Origin of the sequence: Azospirillum sp. A1-3 (genome assembly GCF_023806445.1) — a bacterium.
GTDB lineage: Bacteria > Pseudomonadota > Alphaproteobacteria > Azospirillales > Azospirillaceae > Azospirillum.
Map to the genome: position 1 here is coordinate 1,667,037 of NZ_JAMSLU010000001.1, position 20,204 is coordinate 1,687,240.

19 protein-coding genes are annotated in these 20,204 nt (G+C 67.7%); 8 read left to right on the forward strand and 11 right to left on the reverse strand.

The features are described from left to right. Positions 1–10 precede the first annotated feature (10 nt). From M5E06_RS07880 to M5E06_RS07905, 6 genes are all read right to left on the reverse strand, one after another. A complete protein-coding gene (locus M5E06_RS07880) occupies positions 11–376 on the reverse strand; it encodes a chemotaxis response regulator CheY (RefSeq protein WP_012974572.1) in 366 nt (121 codons plus the stop codon). A 245-nt stretch (positions 377–621) separates the two neighbouring features. Further along, positions 622–2,685: an aminopeptidase P family protein gene (locus M5E06_RS07885; RefSeq protein WP_252137758.1), complete on the reverse strand. Its 2,064-nt coding sequence runs from the start codon at positions 2,683–2,685 to the stop codon at positions 622–624. A gap of 121 nt (positions 2,686–2,806) precedes the next feature. Continuing rightward, complete coding sequence (locus M5E06_RS07890; RefSeq protein ID WP_252137759.1) at positions 2,807–3,277, reverse strand: tellurite resistance TerB family protein; 471 nt, start codon at positions 3,275–3,277, stop codon at positions 2,807–2,809. A 65-nt stretch (positions 3,278–3,342) separates the two neighbouring features. Next, on the reverse strand, positions 3,343–4,233 hold the full coding sequence (locus M5E06_RS07895; RefSeq protein ID WP_252137760.1) for a 50S ribosomal protein L11 methyltransferase: 891 nt from the start codon (positions 4,231–4,233) through the stop codon (positions 3,343–3,345). A 114-nt stretch (positions 4,234–4,347) separates the two neighbouring features. Further along, the gene (locus M5E06_RS07900; protein WP_252137761.1) at positions 4,348–5,544 is read right to left on the reverse strand and encodes a hypothetical protein; all 1,197 of its coding nucleotides are present in this window, start codon (positions 5,542–5,544) and stop codon (positions 4,348–4,350) included. Between the two features lie 151 nt (positions 5,545–5,695). Next, positions 5,696–8,029: an ATP-dependent helicase gene (locus M5E06_RS07905; protein ID WP_252137762.1), complete on the reverse strand. Its 2,334-nt coding sequence runs from the start codon at positions 8,027–8,029 to the stop codon at positions 5,696–5,698. Positions 8,030–8,609: 580 nt separating this feature from the next. Between M5E06_RS07905 and M5E06_RS07910 the strand changes: the two genes are divergently transcribed. After that, on the forward strand, positions 8,610–9,290 hold the full coding sequence (locus M5E06_RS07910; protein ID WP_252137763.1) for a LuxR C-terminal-related transcriptional regulator: 681 nt from the start codon (positions 8,610–8,612) through the stop codon (positions 9,288–9,290). A 300-nt stretch (positions 9,291–9,590) separates the two neighbouring features. Continuing rightward, positions 9,591–10,262, forward strand: coding sequence for a LuxR C-terminal-related transcriptional regulator (locus tag M5E06_RS07915; RefSeq protein ID WP_109154213.1), 672 nt, complete (start codon positions 9,591–9,593; stop codon positions 10,260–10,262). Between the two features lie 89 nt (positions 10,263–10,351). Here the strand turns inward: M5E06_RS07915 and M5E06_RS07920 are convergent, their stop codons facing one another. After that, complete coding sequence (locus M5E06_RS07920) at positions 10,352–11,065, reverse strand: alpha/beta fold hydrolase (protein ID WP_252137764.1); 714 nt, start codon at positions 11,063–11,065, stop codon at positions 10,352–10,354. A 254-nt stretch (positions 11,066–11,319) separates the two neighbouring features. After that, positions 11,320–11,868: a hypothetical protein gene (locus tag M5E06_RS07925; protein ID WP_109073883.1), complete on the reverse strand. Its 549-nt coding sequence runs from the start codon at positions 11,866–11,868 to the stop codon at positions 11,320–11,322. A 284-nt stretch (positions 11,869–12,152) separates the two neighbouring features. Here M5E06_RS07925 and M5E06_RS07930 point away from each other — a divergent pair, with 284 nt between their 5' ends. After that, entirely contained in the window at positions 12,153–12,590 is a 438-nt protein-coding gene (locus M5E06_RS07930) for a YccF domain-containing protein (protein WP_136704286.1), read from the forward strand. Positions 12,591–12,618: 28 nt separating this feature from the next. On the opposite strand, the gene M5E06_RS07935 is transcribed toward M5E06_RS07930, so the two are convergent. Further along, on the reverse strand, positions 12,619–13,833 hold the full coding sequence (locus tag M5E06_RS07935; protein WP_252137765.1) for a DUF3095 family protein: 1,215 nt from the start codon (positions 13,831–13,833) through the stop codon (positions 12,619–12,621). Between the two features lie 247 nt (positions 13,834–14,080). On the opposite strand from M5E06_RS07935, the gene M5E06_RS07940 reads away from it, so the two are divergent. The 4 genes from M5E06_RS07940 to M5E06_RS07955 all read left to right on the forward strand — a co-directional run bounded on the left by M5E06_RS07940 (position 14,081) and on the right by M5E06_RS07955 (position 17,139). Next, positions 14,081–14,446, forward strand: coding sequence for a hypothetical protein (locus M5E06_RS07940; RefSeq protein WP_109154207.1), 366 nt, complete (start codon positions 14,081–14,083; stop codon positions 14,444–14,446). A 60-nt stretch (positions 14,447–14,506) separates the two neighbouring features. Further along, the gene (mutL, locus tag M5E06_RS07945) at positions 14,507–16,426 is read left to right on the forward strand and encodes a DNA mismatch repair endonuclease MutL (protein ID WP_252137766.1); all 1,920 of its coding nucleotides are present in this window, start codon (positions 14,507–14,509) and stop codon (positions 16,424–16,426) included. Positions 16,427–16,537: 111 nt separating this feature from the next. After that, entirely contained in the window at positions 16,538–16,762 is a 225-nt protein-coding gene (locus tag M5E06_RS07950; RefSeq protein ID WP_286208754.1) for a type II toxin-antitoxin system HigB family toxin, read from the forward strand. A 2-nt stretch (positions 16,763–16,764) separates the two neighbouring features. Further along, positions 16,765–17,139: a helix-turn-helix domain-containing protein gene (locus tag M5E06_RS07955; RefSeq protein ID WP_252137768.1), complete on the forward strand. Its 375-nt coding sequence runs from the start codon at positions 16,765–16,767 to the stop codon at positions 17,137–17,139. A gap of 57 nt (positions 17,140–17,196) precedes the next feature. Here M5E06_RS07955 and M5E06_RS07960 read toward each other — a convergent pair whose 3' ends face one another. Further along, positions 17,197–17,808, reverse strand: a complete 612-nt coding sequence (locus M5E06_RS07960) for an NAD(P)-dependent oxidoreductase (RefSeq protein WP_252137769.1) — start codon at positions 17,806–17,808, stop codon at positions 17,197–17,199. Between the two features lie 132 nt (positions 17,809–17,940). Here M5E06_RS07960 and M5E06_RS07965 point away from each other — a divergent pair, with 132 nt between their 5' ends. Further along, positions 17,941–18,348 carry a winged helix-turn-helix transcriptional regulator gene (locus tag M5E06_RS07965; RefSeq protein ID WP_252137770.1) on the forward strand — a complete coding sequence of 136 codons (408 nt, stop codon included), beginning with the start codon at positions 17,941–17,943 and terminating at the stop codon, positions 18,346–18,348. Between the two features lie 12 nt (positions 18,349–18,360). Here M5E06_RS07965 and M5E06_RS07970 read toward each other — a convergent pair whose 3' ends face one another. After that, entirely contained in the window at positions 18,361–20,046 is a 1,686-nt protein-coding gene (locus M5E06_RS07970; RefSeq protein ID WP_252137771.1) for an alpha-amylase family protein, read from the reverse strand. Positions 20,047–20,204: the final 158 nt, after the last annotated feature.

Below are 20,204 nucleotides of genomic sequence, written 5' to 3' on the forward strand. Positions count from 1 at the left end.
AAACCGAGGATCAGCCGCCGATGACGGCCTGGATCTTCTGCTTCAGCGTGTCGGCGTTGAAGGGCTTGACGATGTAGTTGTTCACGCCGGCCTGCTTGGCGGCGATCACGTTCTCGGTCTTGCTCTCGGCGGTGACCATGATGAAGGGCGTCGCCGCCAGCTTCGCGTCCGCGCGGATTTCCTTCAGCAGCTGCAGACCGGTCATCGGCTCCATGTTCCAGTCGGAGATGATGAGGCCGAACTTGCTCTCACGCAGCTTCGCCAGCGCCGACACGCCGTCGCCGGCCTCGTCGATGTCGGTGTAGCCGATCTGGGTCAACAGGTTCCGCACGATGCGCCGCATGGTGGCGTAATCATCGACGACGAGGATCTTCATCTAGACGTCTCCGCAATAATCCGTTGCCGGTGTCTGACCGGCCGTTACGCCCACCCGGCGCGGGGGCTGCGCCGTAATCCGGGAAGTGATGCCGACTGTAGTGCCCTAACTGCCGCCAAAAGTCATCCCCTTGGGTCACACTGCAGCAGGCTGGTAAAGAACGTGTTACCACGGACGGCAACATCCTGCGGAATCAGGGGCACCCCCAGCGCCGAACCATGATTTGATACCGCCGTCCGCTTCCGTTACAGGGGGGCGGTCGCCTGCTCCAGCCAGCGGCGGGCCGCCTCGTCCAGCAGCGGCGACAGCGACTCGCGCACCCGCGCATGATAGGCGTCGACCCAGGCGGCCTCCGCATCGTTCAGCAGCGCCCGCTCGATCACCGACCGGTCGATCGGCACCAGGGTCAGCGGTTCGAACTCCAGAAGCGGACGCTCGGCACCGGCAAGCTCGCCCTCTGGTTCGCTGGCCGGCTCCACCGGCCGGACGACGATCAGATTCTCGATGCGGATGCCATAGGCGCCGGTCTTGTAATAGCCGGGCTCGTTGGACAGGATCATGCCCGGCTGCAATGCCACGGTGTTGCCGACCTTCGACACCCGCTGCGGCCCCTCATGCACCGACAGGAAGCTGCCGACGCCGTGGCCGGTGCCATGGTCGTAGTCCAGCCCCGCCTGCCACAGCGGCAGCCGCGCCAGCACGTCCAGCTGAGAGCCCGTCGTGCCCTGCGGGAAACGGACGGTGGACAGCGCGATGTGGCCCTTCAACACGCGGGTGAAGCGGTCGCGCATCTCCGCCGCCAGCGCCGGATCCAACTCGCCGACCGCCAGCGTGCGGGTCACGTCGGTCGTGCCGTCCAGATACTGCGCGCCGCTGTCCAGCAGGAACAGGCTGCCCGGCTCCAGCCGGCGGTCGGTCTCCGGCGTGACCCGGTAATGGACGATGGCGCCGTTCGGCCCGGCCCCGGCGATGGTGTCGAAGCTGACGCCGCGGAAGCGCTCATTCTCCCGACGGCAGGCCAGCAGGCGCTCCACCACCGCCAGTTCGGTCAGCGTGCCCTTCGGCGCCTCTTCCGAGAACCAGTGCAGGAAGCGGACGAGCGCGGCGCCGTCGCGGACATGGGCGGCACGGGTGCCGGCCAGCTCCGCCGCATTCTTGCAGGCCTTGGGCAGGGCGCAGGGGTCGCCGTCCCGCTCCACCCTGGCGCCGGCCAGATGCAGGCGGTCGACGATCCAGGCCGAGGTGCAGCTCGGGTCGGCCAGCACGCGGGCGGAGCCGCGGGCAACGGCGTCGAGCGCCGGGCCGAATTCCTCCACCGGCCGCACCCGCACCTGATTGCCGAGATGGGCTCGGGTCGGCGGCGCCAATTTGCGCGGGTCGAGGAATAGCTCCACCGACGCATCGGCGGACAGGATGGCAAAGGACAGCGGCAGCGGCGTGCAGGGCACGTCGGCGCCGCGGATGTTCAGCAGCCAGGCGATGCTGTCCGGCTGGGTAAGCACGGCGGCGGCGATGCCCTTCTGTCCCAGCTCGTCGGCCAGCCGCGCCCGCTTGTCGGCCGAGCTTTCGCCGGCGAAGGCGTCGTCCTGCGGCACCACGGGGGTGAGCGGAGCCGGCGGCTGGCCCTGCCACACCGAATCGAGCGGATTGTCCTCACACGCCACCAGCAGGATGCCGGCGCGTTCCAGCGCGGCGCGGGTCTTTTCCACCCAGCCGATGGTGTGCAGCCAAGGATCGAAGCCGAAGCGTCCGCCATCCGGCAGCGCGGCGACGATCCAGTCGGTCAGCGGATCCTCGACCAGATGCTTGTACTCGTACAGGTCGGCCGGCACCTCGCTGCGGACCTGGAGGGTGTAGCGGCCATCGACGAAGATCGCCGCGCGGTCGGCGGCGACCACCGCGTTGCCGGCCGATCCGGTGAAGCCGGTCAGCCAGCCCAGCCGCTGCGCCCGCGGCGGCACATATTCGCCCTGATGCTCGTCGCCGCGCGGGATGATGAAGCCGTCGAGATCGCGGCGCTTCAGCGCGGCGCGCAGATTGGCCAGACGCTGGGCCGGGCCGGGCTTGTCCGCCGGCGCCTCGGCAGCCATCAGGGTTTTCAGTGCCTGGAGTTGTTCGGTCAGGGCCGGCGGAAGGTTCTCGCCCACCAGCACCGTCCAGGCGGCGGGTTCCTCCCCCTCCGGCGCCGCCAGCACGCCGGCGAGCAGCGCACGGACATCGGCGGGAGACCGGCCGGTCCCGGCCTCGGTCAACAGGGTCGCAAGGGCGTCATCGCCACGATAGGCAGCGGAGGGAATCGCGCTGGGCACGGAACCTGTTCCTCGGAAGAGTGAATCCTGTGGACACAGGCTAGGCACCCCGCAGGCGCTGCGCAAGCGGCGGGGCGGCGGCTATGCCGGTTGGGAGGGGGCACAGGCCGCCGCAGTCCGCTTAGACCGGCAGCCCCGCATCGTCCGGCAGCCCCAACCGCGCCAGCACGCGCTTGCGGGCCTCGCCGCGCTCCACATCGGAGATGTGAAGCAATCCGCCGATCCGCCGCAGCAGGCTCGCTTCCAGGTCGTTCAGCACGCCATCGGCGTAGGCGACCTCCCACAGCATCTCGATGATCCAGATGCGGTGACCGGGCGGGCAGCGGTCCATGATGACGCTGACATAGCGGAGATAGGGCGAGACGTCCTCGGTGTCGAACACCGCCGCGGACAGCAGATCCTGCGCCTCTTCCTCGCTCAGTTTGAACTGACGGCGGACAACCGCCAGGATGCGGTCGCGCTCGGCTTCGGAAATGGTGTCGTCGGTACGCGCGGCCTCGACCATCAGGGCGGCGGCGGCGGCCTGCAGGGCGTCCTCGCCCGGCTCGACGCCGTCGTCGCCTGCGAACAAGGACCGGATGCGGTTCAGCATGGTGGCTCCCCAGAAACGTGTCGGAACATCGTCCCTAGGGGAAGTCGCATCGCGGCCCTATGGTTTCAACGCTTCACCACAAGAGTGGTCCATTCCCCGACCGGAATGCGCGCCACCAGCCGCAGACCCTGGTTGCGGTGGGCCTGGATGACATGGCGTTCCTGCCGATTCAGCAGGCCGGCCAGCACGGCATAGCCGCCCTTCTTCAGGTGGCGGCGCAGCTGCGGCGCCATGCGCGACAGCGGGCGGGCCAGGATGTTGGCGGTGATGAGCGTGTAGGGCTTGTGCCGCCCGACGATCGGCGTGTGGTAGCCGTCGCCGCCCTGGGCACGGATCATGTGCTTCTGCCCGTTCAGCGCCGCGTTGATGAGGGTGACGCGCACGGCCTCCGGATCGATGTCGACGGCGGTAACCGGCACGCGCCAGCGCTTGGCAACCGCCAGCGCCAGGATGCCGGAGCCGCAGCCCATGTCGAGCGCGCCGCGCCGGCCGCCGCGCGGCAGCTTCAAATGGCGGGACAAACGGTCGAGCGCCTGCAGGCAGCCGTTGGTCGAGCCATGCTCCCCCGTACCGAAGGCGGTGGCTGCGTCGACCAGCAGAGGAATGCTGCCGGCCGGCACGATGCCCTCATGGTGGGAGCCGTGGACGAAAAAGCGCCCGGCGCGAATCGGCGGGAAGCCCTGGTAGCTGTGCGAGACCCAGTCGATCGGCGGCAGGTTCTCGACCGCCAGCCTCGGCTCCTCGATCCCCAGCGCCTTGGCCAGTACGGCGACGCGGGATTGCAGCCGCGCCTCGTCCGGGGCGCCGTACAGGGTCGCCTCCACCAGCCAGTTGCCGCCCTCCTCCAGTTCGAAGGTGGACACCGCATCGGCATGGTCCCCCACCGCCTCGGCGAAGGCCGGCGCATGGGCTTCGGGAACGACCAGCGCGATGCGCCAGAGCGGGGTTTGCGACATGACAGGGGCTTTCCGACGACGACGCGAGAACAACAAGCGGCGTTTTTAGCATCAAGCCGGAAAGAGACCAAGGTTTCAGGTTATCGGGAGAATCCTTAATCGTCCGACCGCCCGTTACCGCCCCGACAACCGATCGGCGATGTCATGCATGCCCTGGGCGCGCAGGACCGACTGGCGGTGGCGCAGCAGCCGGCGCTCCAGCGCCTTCTCCATCGCCGCCCCGCCGAGCAGCGCACCGTCCGCCCCCTTCATCCGGTCGGCAAGGTCGTGGGTTAGCATCCCATCCGCCTTGGCGTCGCGGCGGTCGAGCGGCTGGTCGCCGGCGATGCTCTGGCGCAGGCGCTCCAGCAGGACGGCCCGGCTCTGCGGCGCACGGCCCTGCAGGGCAAGTCGGCAGACCCGGCGCATCGAGCCCGCCATCGGCGCCAGCGCCGGATCGGGATCGCGGTCGAACAGCCCGTCGGCCAGCACGCAAAGCCCGGCATGCAGGCTGGACTGCGCGCCCAGCAACTCCTTCACCGTGTCGGCGGATCCCATGATGTCGGCGACCACCCCGTCCAGCAGGGCGAGATGGCGCGGTTCGGCATCCTCGCCCATCATCGCCAGCAGCAGGTCCAGCTTCCCCGCCAGCGGTCCGCCGGCCTCCAGATGCTGGCACAGCAGGATCAGGAACATCGCATCATGGCCGGCCGTTTCCACCGCCTCTCCGATGCGGCGGCTGGTGCCGGGCAGGTCGGCGGTGTCGAAGCGCGGCAACCGGCGCCGTTCGGCCAGCGCGTCGCGGGCGGCCCCGGTGACCGCCTCCACCAGTTGGCGCAGTTCGCGGGCGCGGGCGGCGTGGGAAACGCCGTGAATGTCGGCATGATGGCGGGCGACGGCATGGATGGCGGCGCCCAGCAGCGCCCCTTGCTCCTCGAACCGGCGGAACAGCGGCCAGGAATGCAGCAGTTCGGTCGGGGTGATGCGCTGGGTGTCCAGATAGGGGCGCAGCAGCCGGCCGATCACCACCCGGCTCTCGAAGCCGCGCAGATCGTCGGGGGTGCGGCAGAGCGGCGCCCCCTCCGCCGTACCGCCCAGGGTCAGGCCCTTGCGCGGGGCCTGCGGGACGGTCTTGTGCAGGATCACGGTTTCCAGCGACAGGCCGGCGATGGTGCGGAACTTCACCACCTTCGCCTCCTCCACCCCGGAAGCGGCGAGCTGCGAGCGGGCGGCCGACATCGCCGACTCCTGGTCGGTGTAGGCCCCCTCGATGCGCCAGCGGCCCTCGCGGCGGCTCTGCACCTCGTAACTGACGCTGCCCGATCCGAACACGACGGATGGCCTCCGGCTTCTGTTGCACCGTTGCAATCTTGAGCCGCACCGGCCGCCGCGGCTGTGACGGCCGTCACAGTGCGGCAACCCGTCCTGTACGGAGCGGACCGACCGTCGGATCAGCCCGCCTTCCCGGCGGGCATGCCCCTATTCAACCCGCCTTCTCGGCGGGCACGACGAAACTGTCCATCACCTTCTTGCTGCCGGAATGATCGAAGTCGATCTCCAGCTTGTCCTCCGACACGGCGACGACGGTGCCGTAGCCGAATTTCTGATGAAAGACCCGCGCTCCCTTGGCGAAGGGCGCATCAGGCCGCGCGCGCGGCGCCACCGCGTAGGCACCCTGGTCCAGCGTGATCGTCTTCGGCGCCGGTGCCTGTCGGGTGGAGCCGCGGAACTGGAATCCGCCGGCCCCGCCGCCACCGCCATACCCCCCTGCCCCGCCGCCAAAACCGCCGCCGAAACTCCCTCGCCCGCCGCTGCCGGCGAACAGGCCGTTGGCGGCCTCGGCCTCCACATTGTCCTGCGGGATTTCCTCGACGAAGCGCGACGGCACGGCGCTGACCCAGTTGCCGTAGAGCCGGCGGTTGGCGGCATGGCTGACATAGGCGCGGCGGCGGGCGCGGGTCAGTCCGACGTAGGCCAGCCGCCGCTCCTCCTCCAGCCCGGCGATGCCGGTCTCGTCCAGCGCGCGCTGGTTGGGGAACACGCCCTCCTCCCAGCCCGGCAGGAAGACATGGTCGAACTCCAGTCCCTTGGCGCCGTGCAGGGTCATCACCGTCACCTGCTCGATTCCGGCGGCCTCGGCATTCTCCATCACCAGCGCCACATGCTCCAGGAAGCCCGGCAGGTTCTCGAACTCCGCCATGGCGGTGATGAGTTCCTTCAGGTTCTCCAGCCGGCCGGGAGCCTCCGGAGTCTTGTCCTCCTGCCACATGCGGGTGTAGCCGGACTCGTCCAGGACGGTGCGGGCAAGCTCGGTGTGCGGCACCGTCGCCATCAGCGTCCGCCAGCGGAAGAAGTCCTGCAACAGCCCGCGCAGGGTGGCGCGCAGCTTCGGCTTCAGCTCGTCCGTCTCGGTCAGCGCCCAGCCGGCCTCGGTCAGCGATAGCCCCCGCGCCCGGGCGGCGGTGTAGAGGCTCTGCATCGCCGCCGGGCCGACGCCGCGCTTGGGCAAATTGACGATGCGCTCGAAGGCCAGATCGTCGTCGCCGGAATTGACCACGCGGAAATAGGCCAGCGCGTCACGGATTTCCTGCCGCTCGTAGAAGCGCGGACCGCCCAGCACCTTGTATGGCAGGCCGAGCGTGATGAAGCGCTCTTCGAACTCGCGGGTCTGGAAGCCGGCACGGACCAGCACGGCGATCTGCGCCAGCGAGGTGCCCTTGCGCTGGAGAGTCTCGATCTCTTCGCCGACCCAGCGCGCCTCCTCTTCTCCGTCCCACACCGCCTTGACCTTGACCGGCTCACCGCCGTCGGCCTCGGTCCACAGCGTCTTGCCGAGGCGGCCCTGGTTGTTGGCGATCAGGCCGGAGGCCGCGGCCAGGATATGGCCGGTGGAACGGTAGTTCTGTTCCAGCTTGATGATGGTGGCGCCGGGGAAGTCGGTCTCAAAACGCAGGATGTTGCCGATCTCGGCACCGCGCCACGCGTAGATCGACTGATCCTCGTCCCCGACACAGCAGATGTTCTTGTGCGCCTGGGACAGGATGCGCAGCCACAGATACTGCGCGACGTTGGTGTCCTGATACTCATCCACCAGAACATATTTGAACTTGCGGTGATACTCCGCCAGGACGTCCGGATTGTTCTGGAAGATCGTGATGTTGTGCAGCAGCAGGTCGCCGAAGTCGCAGGCGTTCAGGGTGCGCAGGCGCTCCTGATAGGCGCGGTAGATCGCCACCACCCGGCCGCCGGCCACATCGCCGCCGTCGGCGTCGCCGAGACGGTCGGGAGTCAGGCCGCGGTCCTTCCAGCGCTCGATGGCGCCCAGCACCTGACGGGGCGGCCACTTCTTGGAATCGATGTTCGCGGCTTCCAGCAACTGCTTGACCAGGCGGACCTGGTCGTCGGTGTCGAGGATGGTGAAGTTCGACTTCAGCCCAACCAGTTCGGCATGCCGGCGCAGGATGCGGGCGGCCAGCGCGTGGAAGGTGCCGAGCCACCAGCCCTCCGGCTCGATCCCCACCAGATGGGCCACACGCTCGCGCATCTCGCGGGCGGCCTTGTTGGTGAAGGTCACCGCCAGGATTTGGAAGGCGGCGGCGCGCCGCGTCATCAGCAAATGGGCCAGCCGGGTGGTCAGCACCCGCGTCTTGCCGGTGCCGGCACCCGCCAGCACCAGGACCGGTCCGTCCAGAGCCTCCACCGCCGCCCGCTGGGTCGGGTTCAGCCCGTCCAGATAGGCGAAGCGCTGCGCCGCAGCGGGAACGGCTGCGGCAGGAGCGGTGTGGCTCAGCGGATCATCATCAAAAGCGTCTGACATGGCGTCCCGGTCCGGGGATGAACGAAATTCCGCTCAAGCATGCGAATGCTGTCTTGCGGTCGGAACGTATACAGCACAGAGCCGGCCGGCACGACCCCCCGTGAGAAGCCCCTCACCCCTTCGGGAACCACGTGCCTCGGCGCCCACGCTTATGCCGAACGGCGAGCTCTTGAGATGTAGGACTCCAACCAACGGGCGATGACATAGTCATGATCCACCGGATCCATTCACTATGACAGTCCATCGCCGCTGTAGTTCAGTGTCCCGACGAAGTCACAGGTGTCAGGTTAACGATTTCCCCTTTTCTGTCACAGACAGTTATTCCACCTGACCAATCCGAGCTAATTTATGTCCGCATCTTGTCTTATGCAGGCTTACGGCATATGCCCATTGCTCGACGCGAAATTTACCTAAGCGAAATTTTGCGGAGCGCAAATCGGGGGTATCTATGGATCACAACGAGGCACCCCCGAACCCTGAGGGTGAGTGGGCCGGACGCAGGAGCGGAAGGTCGGGGATGCCTCCGAAGCGCCAATCGGCGCCACATCGATCCGAACGGAACAAAAGGCGGGCTGAGACCATGGATCCCATCAACGTTTTCCTCATCGACGCCAACAAGCTTTTCCGTGAAGGCATGAAGCGCCTGTTCGAAGGCACGCCCTTCAACGTCGTCGGCGAGGCCGGCAGCCTGCGCGAGGGCCTGTCCACGCTCAACACCGGCACCAACCCCGATCTGATCCTGATCGACCTGCCGAGCGGCGCCGACGAGGAAGTCGATGCGATGCGCACGCTGCGTGAGAACCACCCGTCGATCAGGATCGTCATCCTGACCAACGACCTGGAAACCCGCCGCCTGTCGGCCGCGCTCGGTGCCGGTGCCGGCGGCTATCTGCTGAAGGACATCGCCTGCGAGGCGCTGATGCAGTCGCTGAAGCTGGTGATGATGGGCGAGAAGGTGTTCCCGACCCATCTGGCCGAGCTGCTGGTCAGTGGCCGCACCGAGGACATGGGCGCCGAGCTGCCGACCCGCCGCAAGGGCCTGTCGCAGCGCGAGGTTCAGATCCTGCGCTGCCTGCTGAACGGCAACAGCAACAAGATGATCGCCAACCACCTGAACATCACGGAAGCCACCGTGAAGGTTCACCTGAAGAGCCTGCTGCGCAAGATCAACGCCTCCAACCGCACCCAGGCCGCCATCTGGGCGCTGAACAACGGCATCGGCGACCAGACTGCCGAGGCCGGCGTCGCCGCCACCGTCTGATCCATTCGACCGCTCTGCCAAAAGGTCTCGCCCGCCTTCCGTCCAGGCCGCCCGCCCCATCCATCCGGGGCAGGCGGTCGGCGGAGCGGAGCGTTGCCTTTTGCAGCGCTTTTCCGTTTCCGGAACCCTGAATTCGGGGTGTGGCCCGGCCCCTCGGCCAGGGAAGGGCGACGGGCATAGAGGAAGCGGTCTAAGACCAAAAGCGAACTACAGCGTCAGAACTGGCGTTCCTATGTGAACGTCCGGGCCGATGACGCCATCCCGGTGTCGGATCGCCGCAACCTTCTGGAAATGCCCGCGATGAACGTGCTGATCGCCGACGATCACCTGCTGTTCCGAGACGGTCTGCGCCGGCTGCTGGCGCAATTCGACGCCGACATGACATTTTTCGAAGCCAGCACCTATGACGAGGTGCGGGCACTGTGCGATGGGACCAGACCCTTCGACCTGATTCTGCTCGATCTCGGGATGCCGGGCTGGACCGGCTTCTCGGCGCTCGGCGACATCCATGCCAGCCTGCCAAAGGCGCTTCTGGTGGTGGTGTCGGGATCGGAGAAGCGCTCCGACCTGCTGGCGGCCCTCGAGAACGGCGCCGCCGGCTATATCCCGAAATCCTCCAGCGCCAAGGTTTTGCTGGGCGCGCTGCAGCTGGTGCTTGCCGGCGGCATCTATCTTCCCGAACAGGCGATCCGCGGCGGCGACCGTGTCGAGCAGATGCATGGCGGCCACGGCGGGAACGGCTCCGGCGACACGATGGACGAGTCCACGGCGCTGGGGAACGGCAACGGCGACCAGCTGACGCCACGCCAGCGAGACGTTCTGGCCCGCCTGCGCGACGGCAAATCCAACAAGCAGATCGCCCATGAGCTGGGGCTGACGGAAGGCACGGTGAAGGTCCACGTCACCGCGATCCTGCGGCATCTCGGCGTCCGCAACCGCACCCAGGCCGCTCTCACCGCCCAGAGTTTGTGACGTTAGAGTTTGTGACGCCAGAGTTTGTGATGGGGAGGACCTGCACCGCGCAGGTCCGCTACCGCCTCTTTTCTCCTAACGCCGATCTCCTACCGCTGCGCGCGCTCCACCGCGGAGACCAGCGCCAGCAGCGCGCCACGCAGTTCGGCCGCATGGGTCCGCGGGCGGACGGCGACGGCGTCGGGCACCGCGACGACCGTCAAGGTCCGGCAGCCGGTCAGCCCGTCCTCCAGCCGCGCAAAGAGGCCGGCCGGGTCGCTGCCCTGCATCAGGGTCACCGGCACCCGCACCGCCGGCAATTCGGAAACAAGATCTCCCAGATCGCCGGACAGCACCGCCGGCAGCGCCCATCCGAAGCGGCCGGCCAGCGCATTCCAACGGCGGCGCATTGGCGATTCGGCCCCGACATCGTCGACGATCATCACACCGCCGACCCGCTCCGGGTAATCCAGCGCCGCGGCGATGGCAAGCGGCGCCGTCACCGCCCCCGCCACCAGCACCGGCCGGCGCCCACCGCGTTCCACCAGCAGGGGAGACAGGATCGTCGCCCCGGCCGACGCCGGCACGGTCAGCCATTCCTGGCCCGTCGGGACATGGTCCAGCAGGCGCCACCACGCCCCCTTGCCGGGATGAAGGAAGATCACCCGCCGTCCGGAAGGATCGCCGGCACGGTCGGCCGTGCGGTCGCCCACCCCCTCCAAGGCCCCGTCCACGGCCCCATCCACGGCCAAGCCGGTCACCGGAAAGCGGGCGGCATCTGCCCGTCCGGCGCGGACGGTGGAAGGCTGGGTGTGAAAGAACACGGTCGCGGTCCCCGGTGCTGGCGTTCCGCGATGGGACTGCCCCATCGCCGAAGCCAACCCTAACGAAGCGGAACCCAAATCGTCCCGTACGATAAATCGGGCAGAAACCTTAACACGGCCCGAAAAGCCGTCCTGCCCGCAAAAGGTTTCAGCCGCCGCCGAAACACGACAAAAGCAAAGCAAATTCCAAGACTTGCCGACAAGTCCGGACCACAGGCCGCCGGCCGGCAAGGCAAGCGGTTAATGCCAAGCGGTCAATGCAGGGTCACCTCCTCGCCCTCGCCATCCGGTGCCACCGCCAGCGGGCGGCGCAGCTCGCCGGCCAGGCTGCGCCACTCCGGCGCTCCACCCAACTGTTGCAGCAACTGTGCGGTGAAGGCGAAGACCGCATGTTCCAGCGGCCCGTTGTCCTCGGCATGGGCATTCACGGTCAGGCAGGATTCCGCGGCGCTTTCGAAAATGGCCGCCGCGGCGCTGGCGCCCGGTCCGGGATCCGGCAATGGGATGGCCTGCGGCTTCTCCCCGCTGACGCGCAGGCGCGACAGGTTGTCGGCCAGCAGGCGGGTGCGGATGGCGTTGTCGACCGCGGCGGCCATGGTGTAGCCGGCCTCCTCCTCGACGGTGGCGCGCAGGATGCGCAGACCGGCGATCAGCCCGCGGACCACATCGCCGTTGCCGCCGCGCTTGGCCGCCGCCGCGACGGCGGTGCCGAGGATGGCAGCGACCACCGGCGAGAGCGATTCGCCGTCGCCCGGGACGTTCGGCGCATCGGCGCCGGAGTCGGTGTTCAAAGCCTCGTTCATGCGGCCTCCGATCCGTGTGAACCGGAAACGGGCGGCCCGCCGGCGATGCTGCCGACGAAGGACCCGTCCGGATGCGTCGTCATGATGCCTGTACCGGATCTGTGGACCGAACGGATACGGTTCAAGGCATGGATGGCATACACCACCCCCTCTTTCGCGCCGCCGGACGGGGTGCTCCATCTTTGGAGTGGCCAAAGTCCGAAGGGCCACGATCTGAACGGCCCGCCTCTAGGCGCGCGGTACGACCGTCCCCACATCTGCGGCGAAAGGGAGGGTTTCGTGTCATGTCTCTGCTCAGTCTTCTCCTCAACCTGCTGTGGCTGGTCACGGGCGGCATCTGGATGGCGCTGGGCTGGCTGTTGGCCGCGGTTCTGATGGCTCTGTCCATCGTCGGCCTGCCCTGGGCTCGGTCCGCCCTGACCATCGCCCATTACACCCTGCTCCCCTTTGGGCAAACCGCCGTACGCCGGGATGAGTTCCGCGGGCGCGAAGACATGGGCACAGGCGCCTTGGGCTTCGTGGGTAATGTGGTGTGGTTCGTGCTGGCCGGCTGGTGGCTGGCGCTTGGCCATCTGATCTCGGCGGTCGGCCTTGCCATCACCATCATCGGCCTGCCCTTCGCCTGGGCGCATCTGAAGCTTGCGCTGCTGGCTCTCTGGCCGATCGGAACCGAGATCGTGCCGTCGGACGACGCCGGACGGCGCGTGGCCGGACGGTTCTGATCCCGGTCCTGCGGCACCTTCCGCCAACTCAGTTCGGGGCGGCGGTTTCCATCCCCTTCGCCGCCCCGCCTTCCTGGCCGGCTTTCTCCCGCACCTTCATCGCCTTCAGCATGACCGAGGCGCGCCAGAAGCCCAGTCCGGCGCCGTCGACGAAATGCACATGGCGGTCGGCCGTCACATCGCCGACCAGACAGGTGACGGTAGTGGCATCGGCCCGCGCGGTGCCGTAGCGGATCGAGCCGGCCTGGGCCGCCTGGGCCAGCAGCCTTTCGATCGCGTCCGCCTCCCCCTCCGTCACGTCCAGCACCAGCCGCGGCCCGCCGGCCGATTTGCGGAAATCGGTGCGCTCCGCCATGTGGCGGCGGTAGCGCTGCGGATCGAAGCCGCCGAGCGACAGCCCCAGCTTCAGCAGCAGGACCAGCAGCCCCGACCCTGCCAAGGCCTTGCCCGCCCGTCGGATGCGCGTGCCCAATCCGGCGCCGTCCCTGCCGCCGCGCGCCTCCATCAGCAGGGCGCGCCAGTCCGGCGGCCAGCGCGCCTCCAGCCGCTCCCCCACCCCCAGCGGAGCGGCGCCGGCGGTGGGCACGATCGTCTCGATAGCGCGCTGGACGCGGGCCAGTTCCAGCAGCCCGGCCGCACCGGAATCGACCGCATCGACGATCACGCACAGCACGGTTCCGCGCCGCGGCGGCACCGGGTTCCAGCGGCAGGACACCGACTCCAGCCCCGGCAGCGGCCCTTTCTGCGGCGGCAGGCGCCAGCGCGCATCCTCTTTCACCCAGGCGTCGGCCGCCACCACCCCGGCGCCCAGGAACAGCCCGAAACTGTTGCCGTTGCCGACATCGTGCAGGGCGGCCATGACTTCCAGCCCGTGGTCGAGCAGCGCCCGCACCGGCACCAGCCCGACGCGCAGCGGCACGTCCATCACCTCCGCCGACCAGTGGGCAAGGGCCGAGAGCGCGGTCCGTGCCGCGTCCTCCCGCCCCGGCGGCACCGCAGCGATGGCGCCGTCGCCACCGAACTGGCAGGCCACCGGCTCCTGCCCGACCCGCACCGCGTCGGACAGCACCGCGACCACACCGGCGGCGACGAAATTCACGTCCCGGTGACGGCCCTGCCCGGCCAACTGCGTGCTGCCGGTGACGTCGGCCACCGCCAGCGACCATCCGCCGTCCAGCGCCGCATAGCGCCGTGGGTCCGAAGCCTCGGCGGCGAAATCGCGGATCACCGGCAACAGCGGCATGGCGGACCCTCCCCAACGGGAAACGGCAAGACGAGGATCGACCGTAGCACGGCCCCGGCCAGGACGGCAGGGTGGTGGAACCCTGAAAGTCGAGCGACATCACCGTCGAAGCGGATCCTGAATACGGAAATTTCCAAGCCGTAACCGATGCTTACGTCATTAACCGTTGTTAAAGGATATGGCGCCGAAACTGTCGGAATATGTCGGCACGGTTTCAGGTCTTCTAAACGAAGGGACGTCGCTCTTCATGTCTTGGCTGTCGAGATTTTCCGGAGGCAACAAGGAACCGGGTGGCACGAAGGCCGCCGCGGAACCGCGCAAGGAGCGCCCGTCCTCCCTGCCCAAGATCGTGATCGACCACCACGAATATGTGCCGGAGGAGTTCGTCCTCGGTTCCTTCCGCATCCGTCCCTATGACGGCGACCTGATCGCCAAGCAGAAGTTCGACTTCCGCCTGCAGTTCGACATCGGCGGCGATCCAGTCGACGTGTCCTGCATGGGTATCGTGGTGAAGCTGACCGCAGAGGCCGGCCTCGTCGCCCGCTACCAGTCGCCGCAGCCCTTCTACGAACGCAAGCTGGTCGACTACATGAAGGCCCTGAAGGGTCTGTAAGCGCGCAAACATGGCCGAAGATGGTGGTGCCGCGCGCTGGCTGCCACTATATCTATGGGCATGCCGATCCGACTGCTTCCCGAAACACTGGTCAACCGCATCGCCGCCGGCGAGGTGGTCGAACGTCCCGCCGCAGCCATCAAGGAGCTGGTGGAGAACGCCATCGATGCCGGCGCCACCCGCATCGACGTGGTGGCGCGCGACGGTGGCAAGTCGCTGATCGCCGTCACCGACGACGGCTGCGGCATGACCGCGGACGAGCTGGTTCTGGCGGTCGAACGCCATGCCACCTCCAAGCTGCCGGGTGACGATCTGCTCGACATCCGCTCTCTCGGTTTCCGGGGGGAGGCGCTGCCCTCCATCGGCGCCGTCAGCTGCCTGACCATCACCAGCCGCGCCCGCGACGCCGACAGCGCCTGGAGCCTGACGGTGGATGCCGGTGCCAAGGGATCGCCGCAGCCGGCGGCCCTGGCCCAGGGCACGCGGATCGAGGTGCGCGACCTGTTCGCCGCCGTGCCGGCCCGGCTGAAGTTCCTGAAGGCCTCGCGCACCGAATACGACCACATCGCCGATTGCTTGGAGCGGCTGGCGATGGCCCATCCCGGCGTCGCCTTCACCCTCAGCGACGGCGGACGCGGCGGCCTGCGGCTGAGCGCGGCGCAGGGCGAATTGCTGGACGCCCGGCTGACCCGGCTGGGCGCCCTGATGGGCCGCGATTTCCAGGAGAACGCCGTTCCGGTGATGGCGCAGCGCGAGGGCGTATCGCTGGCCGGCTGGATTGGCCTGCCCACCCTGCACCGACCGACCGCCAAGCACCAGCACCTGTTCGTCAACGGCCGCCCGGTGCGCGACAAGTTGATGGTCGGTGCCGTGCGCGCCGCCTATGCCGATTTCCTGCCGCGCGACCGCCACCCGATGCTGGCGCTGTTCCTCGACATCGACCCGCAGGAGGTCGACGTGAACGTCCACCCGGCCAAGGCCGAGGTGCGCTTCCGCGACCAGGGTCTGGTGCGCGGCCTGATCGTCGGATCGCTGAAACACGCACTTGCCGAGGCCGGCCACCGCGCCTCCACCACCGTCGGCCTCGCCACGCTGGGCGCCCTGCGACCGGAGCAGTCCGGCGATGTCGGGACCGACAGCGGCTTCACCCCTTCTCCCCTGCCCTACGGCCGTTCCGGTGGCGGTTCGGGCAGCGGCTGGGGCGGCTCCTATACGCCGACCGCCGTGCCGCGCGGTCTGGCGGAGCGCTCCGCCGCCTTCCAGGCGCCGACCCAGACGGGGTTGCCGCCCTTGCAAGGCCGCCTCAGCGGCTTCGGCAACGGCTTCGCCCCTGGCGCCCGCCCGCCGGAATACCGCACCCCCGACCCGTCCGCGCAGAAGCCCGAGCCGCCGCTCGACAGCCACCCGCTGGGCGCGGCGCGGGCACAGGTCCACACCACCTACATCGTGGCCCAGACCCGCGAGGGCATCGTCATCGTCGACCAGCACGCCGCCCATGAACGGCTGGTTTACGAACGGATGAAGGCCGCTCTGCTGGAAGGCGGCGTGAAGCGCCAGGCCCTGCTGATCCCCGAACTGATCGAGTTGGACGAACCCTCCGCCAACCGGCTGCTGGCCCGCAGCGCCGAACTGGCGGAGCTTGGCCTGGTGATCGAGGGCTTCGGCCACGGCTGCGTCATGGTCCGCGAGGTCCCGGCCCTGCTCGGCCAGTCCGATGTGAAGAACCTGATCCGCGATCTGGCCGAGGAATTGTCCGAGCTGGGCGACGCCCTGTCCCTGAAGGAACGCCTGGAGGAGGTCTGCGCGACGATGGCCTGCCACGGCAGCGTCCGCGCCGGCCGCACGCTGAGCGTCGACGAGATGAACGCCCTGCTGCGGCAGATGGAAGCGACTCCGCACAGCGGGCAGTGCAACCACGGACGGCCGACCTATGTGGAACTGAAGCTGGCGGATATTGAGAGGCTGTTTGGGAGGCGGTAAGGGTTGCTCCCACCACGGGAGCACATGTAAGCTCCCTCCATGAGGATCATTTCACGCCGAACTTTGCGGGAGCATTGGGAAAAGCCCGGTCGGGGTGACAGCGAGGCGCCGTTGACGGATTGGTTCAACATGGTCCGCAACGTCGACTGGCCGGATACGGCAGCCGTCAAGGCTCAGTTCCGCTCAGCGTCTTTCGTGGGTGACCGGGTGGTATTCAACATCGCCGGCAACAAGTACCGGCTCGTTGCCGGGATCGATTACCGGTACCGCACGGTTTATGTGAAATGGGTCGGTACGCATCGGGAATACGACTCCATCGACGTGAGGACGGTGTAATCATGGATATTCGCCCGATCCGGTCCGATCAGGACCACGCCGCCGCCCTGGAGGAAATCGACCGCCTGTGGGGGGCCGATCCCGACACCACCGACGGTGCGCGGCTCGAAATCCTGATGATGCTGGTGGAGGCCTATGAAGAGGCCAACCACCCGATCCCGCCGAGCGATCCGATCAGCGCCATCGAGTTCATGATGGAACAGCGCGGGCTGAGCCGGCACGATCTGGAACCGATGATCGGCAGCCGCGCCCGGGTCGCCGAGATCCTGAACCGCAAGCGTGCCTTGACCCTGCCGATGATCCGGCGGCTGTCGGAGGGCCTGCATATCCCCGTCGATATCCTGGTGCGCGACTATCCCGTCCAGCGGGCGGCCTGAAACGGTTCTTACATACGAAACGGGCGATGCCCATTCCGAACGCCGCCCGCCTGCCCCTCAGTACCCGACCGTGAACCGCTTGCGCTCGTGCTTCGGCGTCTCGATCTCGTCGACCAGCGCCACGGCGAAGTCCTCGTAGCTGATCCAACTGCGCCCCGCGCCGTCCACCAGCAGCGCGTCGTCGCCCAGCCTGAACTTGCCCGTCCGCTCGCCCAGCACGAACTCGGCGGACGGCGATAGAAAGGTCCAGTTCAGCTCCGGTTCGGCCTTCAGGCGGTCGAGGAATTCGGCGCCCTTGGTGGCTTCGGCCTTGTAGAGGTCCGGGAACTCCGGGGTGTCGATCAGGCGGACGCCGGGGGCGACCTCCAGGCTGCCGGCACCGCCGACCACCAGATAGCGCGGCACGCCGGACCGCTTCACCGCGCCGATCAGGCTGTCGGCATCGCCCATCAGGAACATCACGGCGCTGACCACCGCGTCATGGCCGGCCAGCAGCGGGGCGAGCGTCCCGGCGTCGTTGGCATCGCCGGCATTCACCGTCAGGCCGGGAGCAGCGGCGACCTTGGCGGGGTCGCGGACGATGGCGGTCACGCTATGGCCGCGGCGCAGCAGTTCGGCCTGGATGCGGCTGCCGGCGCGGCCGGCGGCACCGATGATGGCGATGTTCATGGCAGGTGTTCTTTCACTAGGTTTCCAATGGTTACTTGATGGCCGTTTGGAAATCTGGTGTAAAGAAGGCACCTTTTCGTTACATGGTCACCCGCGCGTAACCGCGGGCGGCCGGCTGCCGGGGGATTTGTCGTGCACCAGTGCGGAACCGATCAGGATGGCAACGCCTATGCATCCGCCTGCCCGACGCGGCAAGCGCTTGACCGGATCGCCGACAAATGGACGGTGCTGATCCTCGGTCTGCTGGAAGGCGGGCCGATGCGCTTCAACCAGCTGCGCCGCGAGATCGAGGGCATCTCGCAGAAGATGCTGTCGCAGACCCTGAAAAGCCTGGAGCGCGACGGGTTGGTCAGCCGCAAGGTCTTCGCCACCGTGCCGGTCACCGTCGAATATTCCATCACGCCGCTGGGCGCGACGCTGGCCGAAACGCTTGTGCCCCTGCGCGTGTGGGCCGAGACCCACATCGCGCAGATGCTGGAGGCCCGCGCCGCCTATGACCGGACGGACGAGGACGGTCCGGCCCGGCTGGATGTCGCATAGAAAAGATCGCGCCTAAACGTCCTCGCCGGGCCTCTTGTCCGCCTCCGTCCGCCGCAGCAGGTAATCCAGCCCGCCGACCCGGAACCAGCGGTAGCCATAGGCCTCCATCACCAAGCGGTGGCGGCCCTCGGCGTCGGGTTCGCTGTGGTCCTCCGACAGCAGGTTGACCAGCCGGCAGGATTCGCCGTGCCCGTCCACGTCCAGCACGATCTCGCAGGGCTTGTCCGACAGGTTGTGCAGAACCACCACGCCGTTGTTGCGCCAGTCATAACGCAGGGCCAGCACCTCCGGCCGGCCGGTCTTCAGGATGCGGAAGTCGCCCCAGCCGATCTCCGGGCACTCCTTGCGCATGCGGATGATGCGCTCGGTCCAGTTCAGCAGTGATTCGGGATCGCGGCGCTGGATCGCGGCGTTGATCCGCTCGAACCCGAAGACGCCGCCGCTGATGACCGGGCTTTCCGGTTCGTCGGACTTGGTGAAGCCGCCATGCGGCTCGTCCGACCATTGCATCGGCGTGCGGGCGCACTCGCGTTCGGGCAGCGACAGGTCATCGCCCATGCCGATCTCATCGCCATAGCGGATGACCGGCGTCCCCGGCAGGGTGAACATCAGGCTGTAGGCCAGTTCGATCCGCCGCCGGTCGTCGTGCAGCATCGGCGCCAGCCGCCGCCGGATGCCGCGGTCGTAGAGCTGCATGGATTTCTCGGGGCCGAAGGCGGCGAACACCGCCTGGCGCTGCTCGTCGGTCAGCCGGCCAAGGTCGAGTTCGTCATGGTTGCGCAGGAAGCAGCCCCATTGCGCGGTGGCCGGACGCGGCTTGGTGATCTCCAACGCCTTGGCCAGCGGCCCGGTGTCGGCGGTGGCCAGCGCATAGAACAGGTGCTGGTTGACCTGGAAATTGAACATCATGTGGCAGCGGTCGCCGTCCTCGCCGAAATATTCCAGGTCGTCTTCCGGCAGGATGTTGGCCTCCGCCAGCAGCACGGCGTCGCCGCGGCGCCACTGCACGAATTCGCGGAAGCTGCGCAGCATGCCGAACTGCTCCTTCGGCTTTGCGATGTCCGCCCCCTTTTCCGCGATGATGAAGGGTACGGCATCCATGCGGAACCCGGCGACGCCCAGCTGGATCCAGAAGCCCATGATCTTCAGCAGTTCGGCATGCACCTCCGGGTGCGAGGTGTTCAGGTCGGGCTGGAATTTGTAGAAGCGGTGGAAGTACCAGGCCTTGGCTTCGCGGTCATAGGTCCAGGTCGATTTCTGCACGCCGGGAAAGACCATGCCCTTGTCGGCATTTTCCGGCTTCTTGTCCGACCAGACGTACCAGTCGCGATACTTGCTGTTGGGATCGCTGCGGGCGTCCTTGAACCAAGGATGTTCGTCGGAGGTGTGGTTGATGACCAGATCGATGATGACGCGGATGCCCCGCTGTTCGCAGGCGTGGGTGAACTCCACGAAGTCGCCCAGCGTGCCGTAACGCGGATCGACGCTGTAGTAGTCGGCGACGTCATAGCCGCCGTCCTTCATCGGCGAGGTCTGGAACGGCCCCAGCCACAGGCAGGTCACCCCCAGCCCCTGCAGATAATCCAACCGGCGCAGCAGCCCCTGGAAATCGCCGATGCCGTCGGCGTTGGCGTCCATGAAGGTCGACAGCGACAGATTGTAGATGACCGCGTTCTTGTACCAAAGGTCCCGGATCATGGCCGCTCCATCCCTTTTGCCGATCCCCGGCCCTAAAAGCGGGGCCGACAGGCGGGGAACAGCGGCAGGGCCGGTTTGGTTGCGGCGGAGGACCGGTCTTTGGCGGTAGGAGCCCCTGCGGCAAAGTTGCAGGTCAGGCATCCGGCATCTGGCATGCA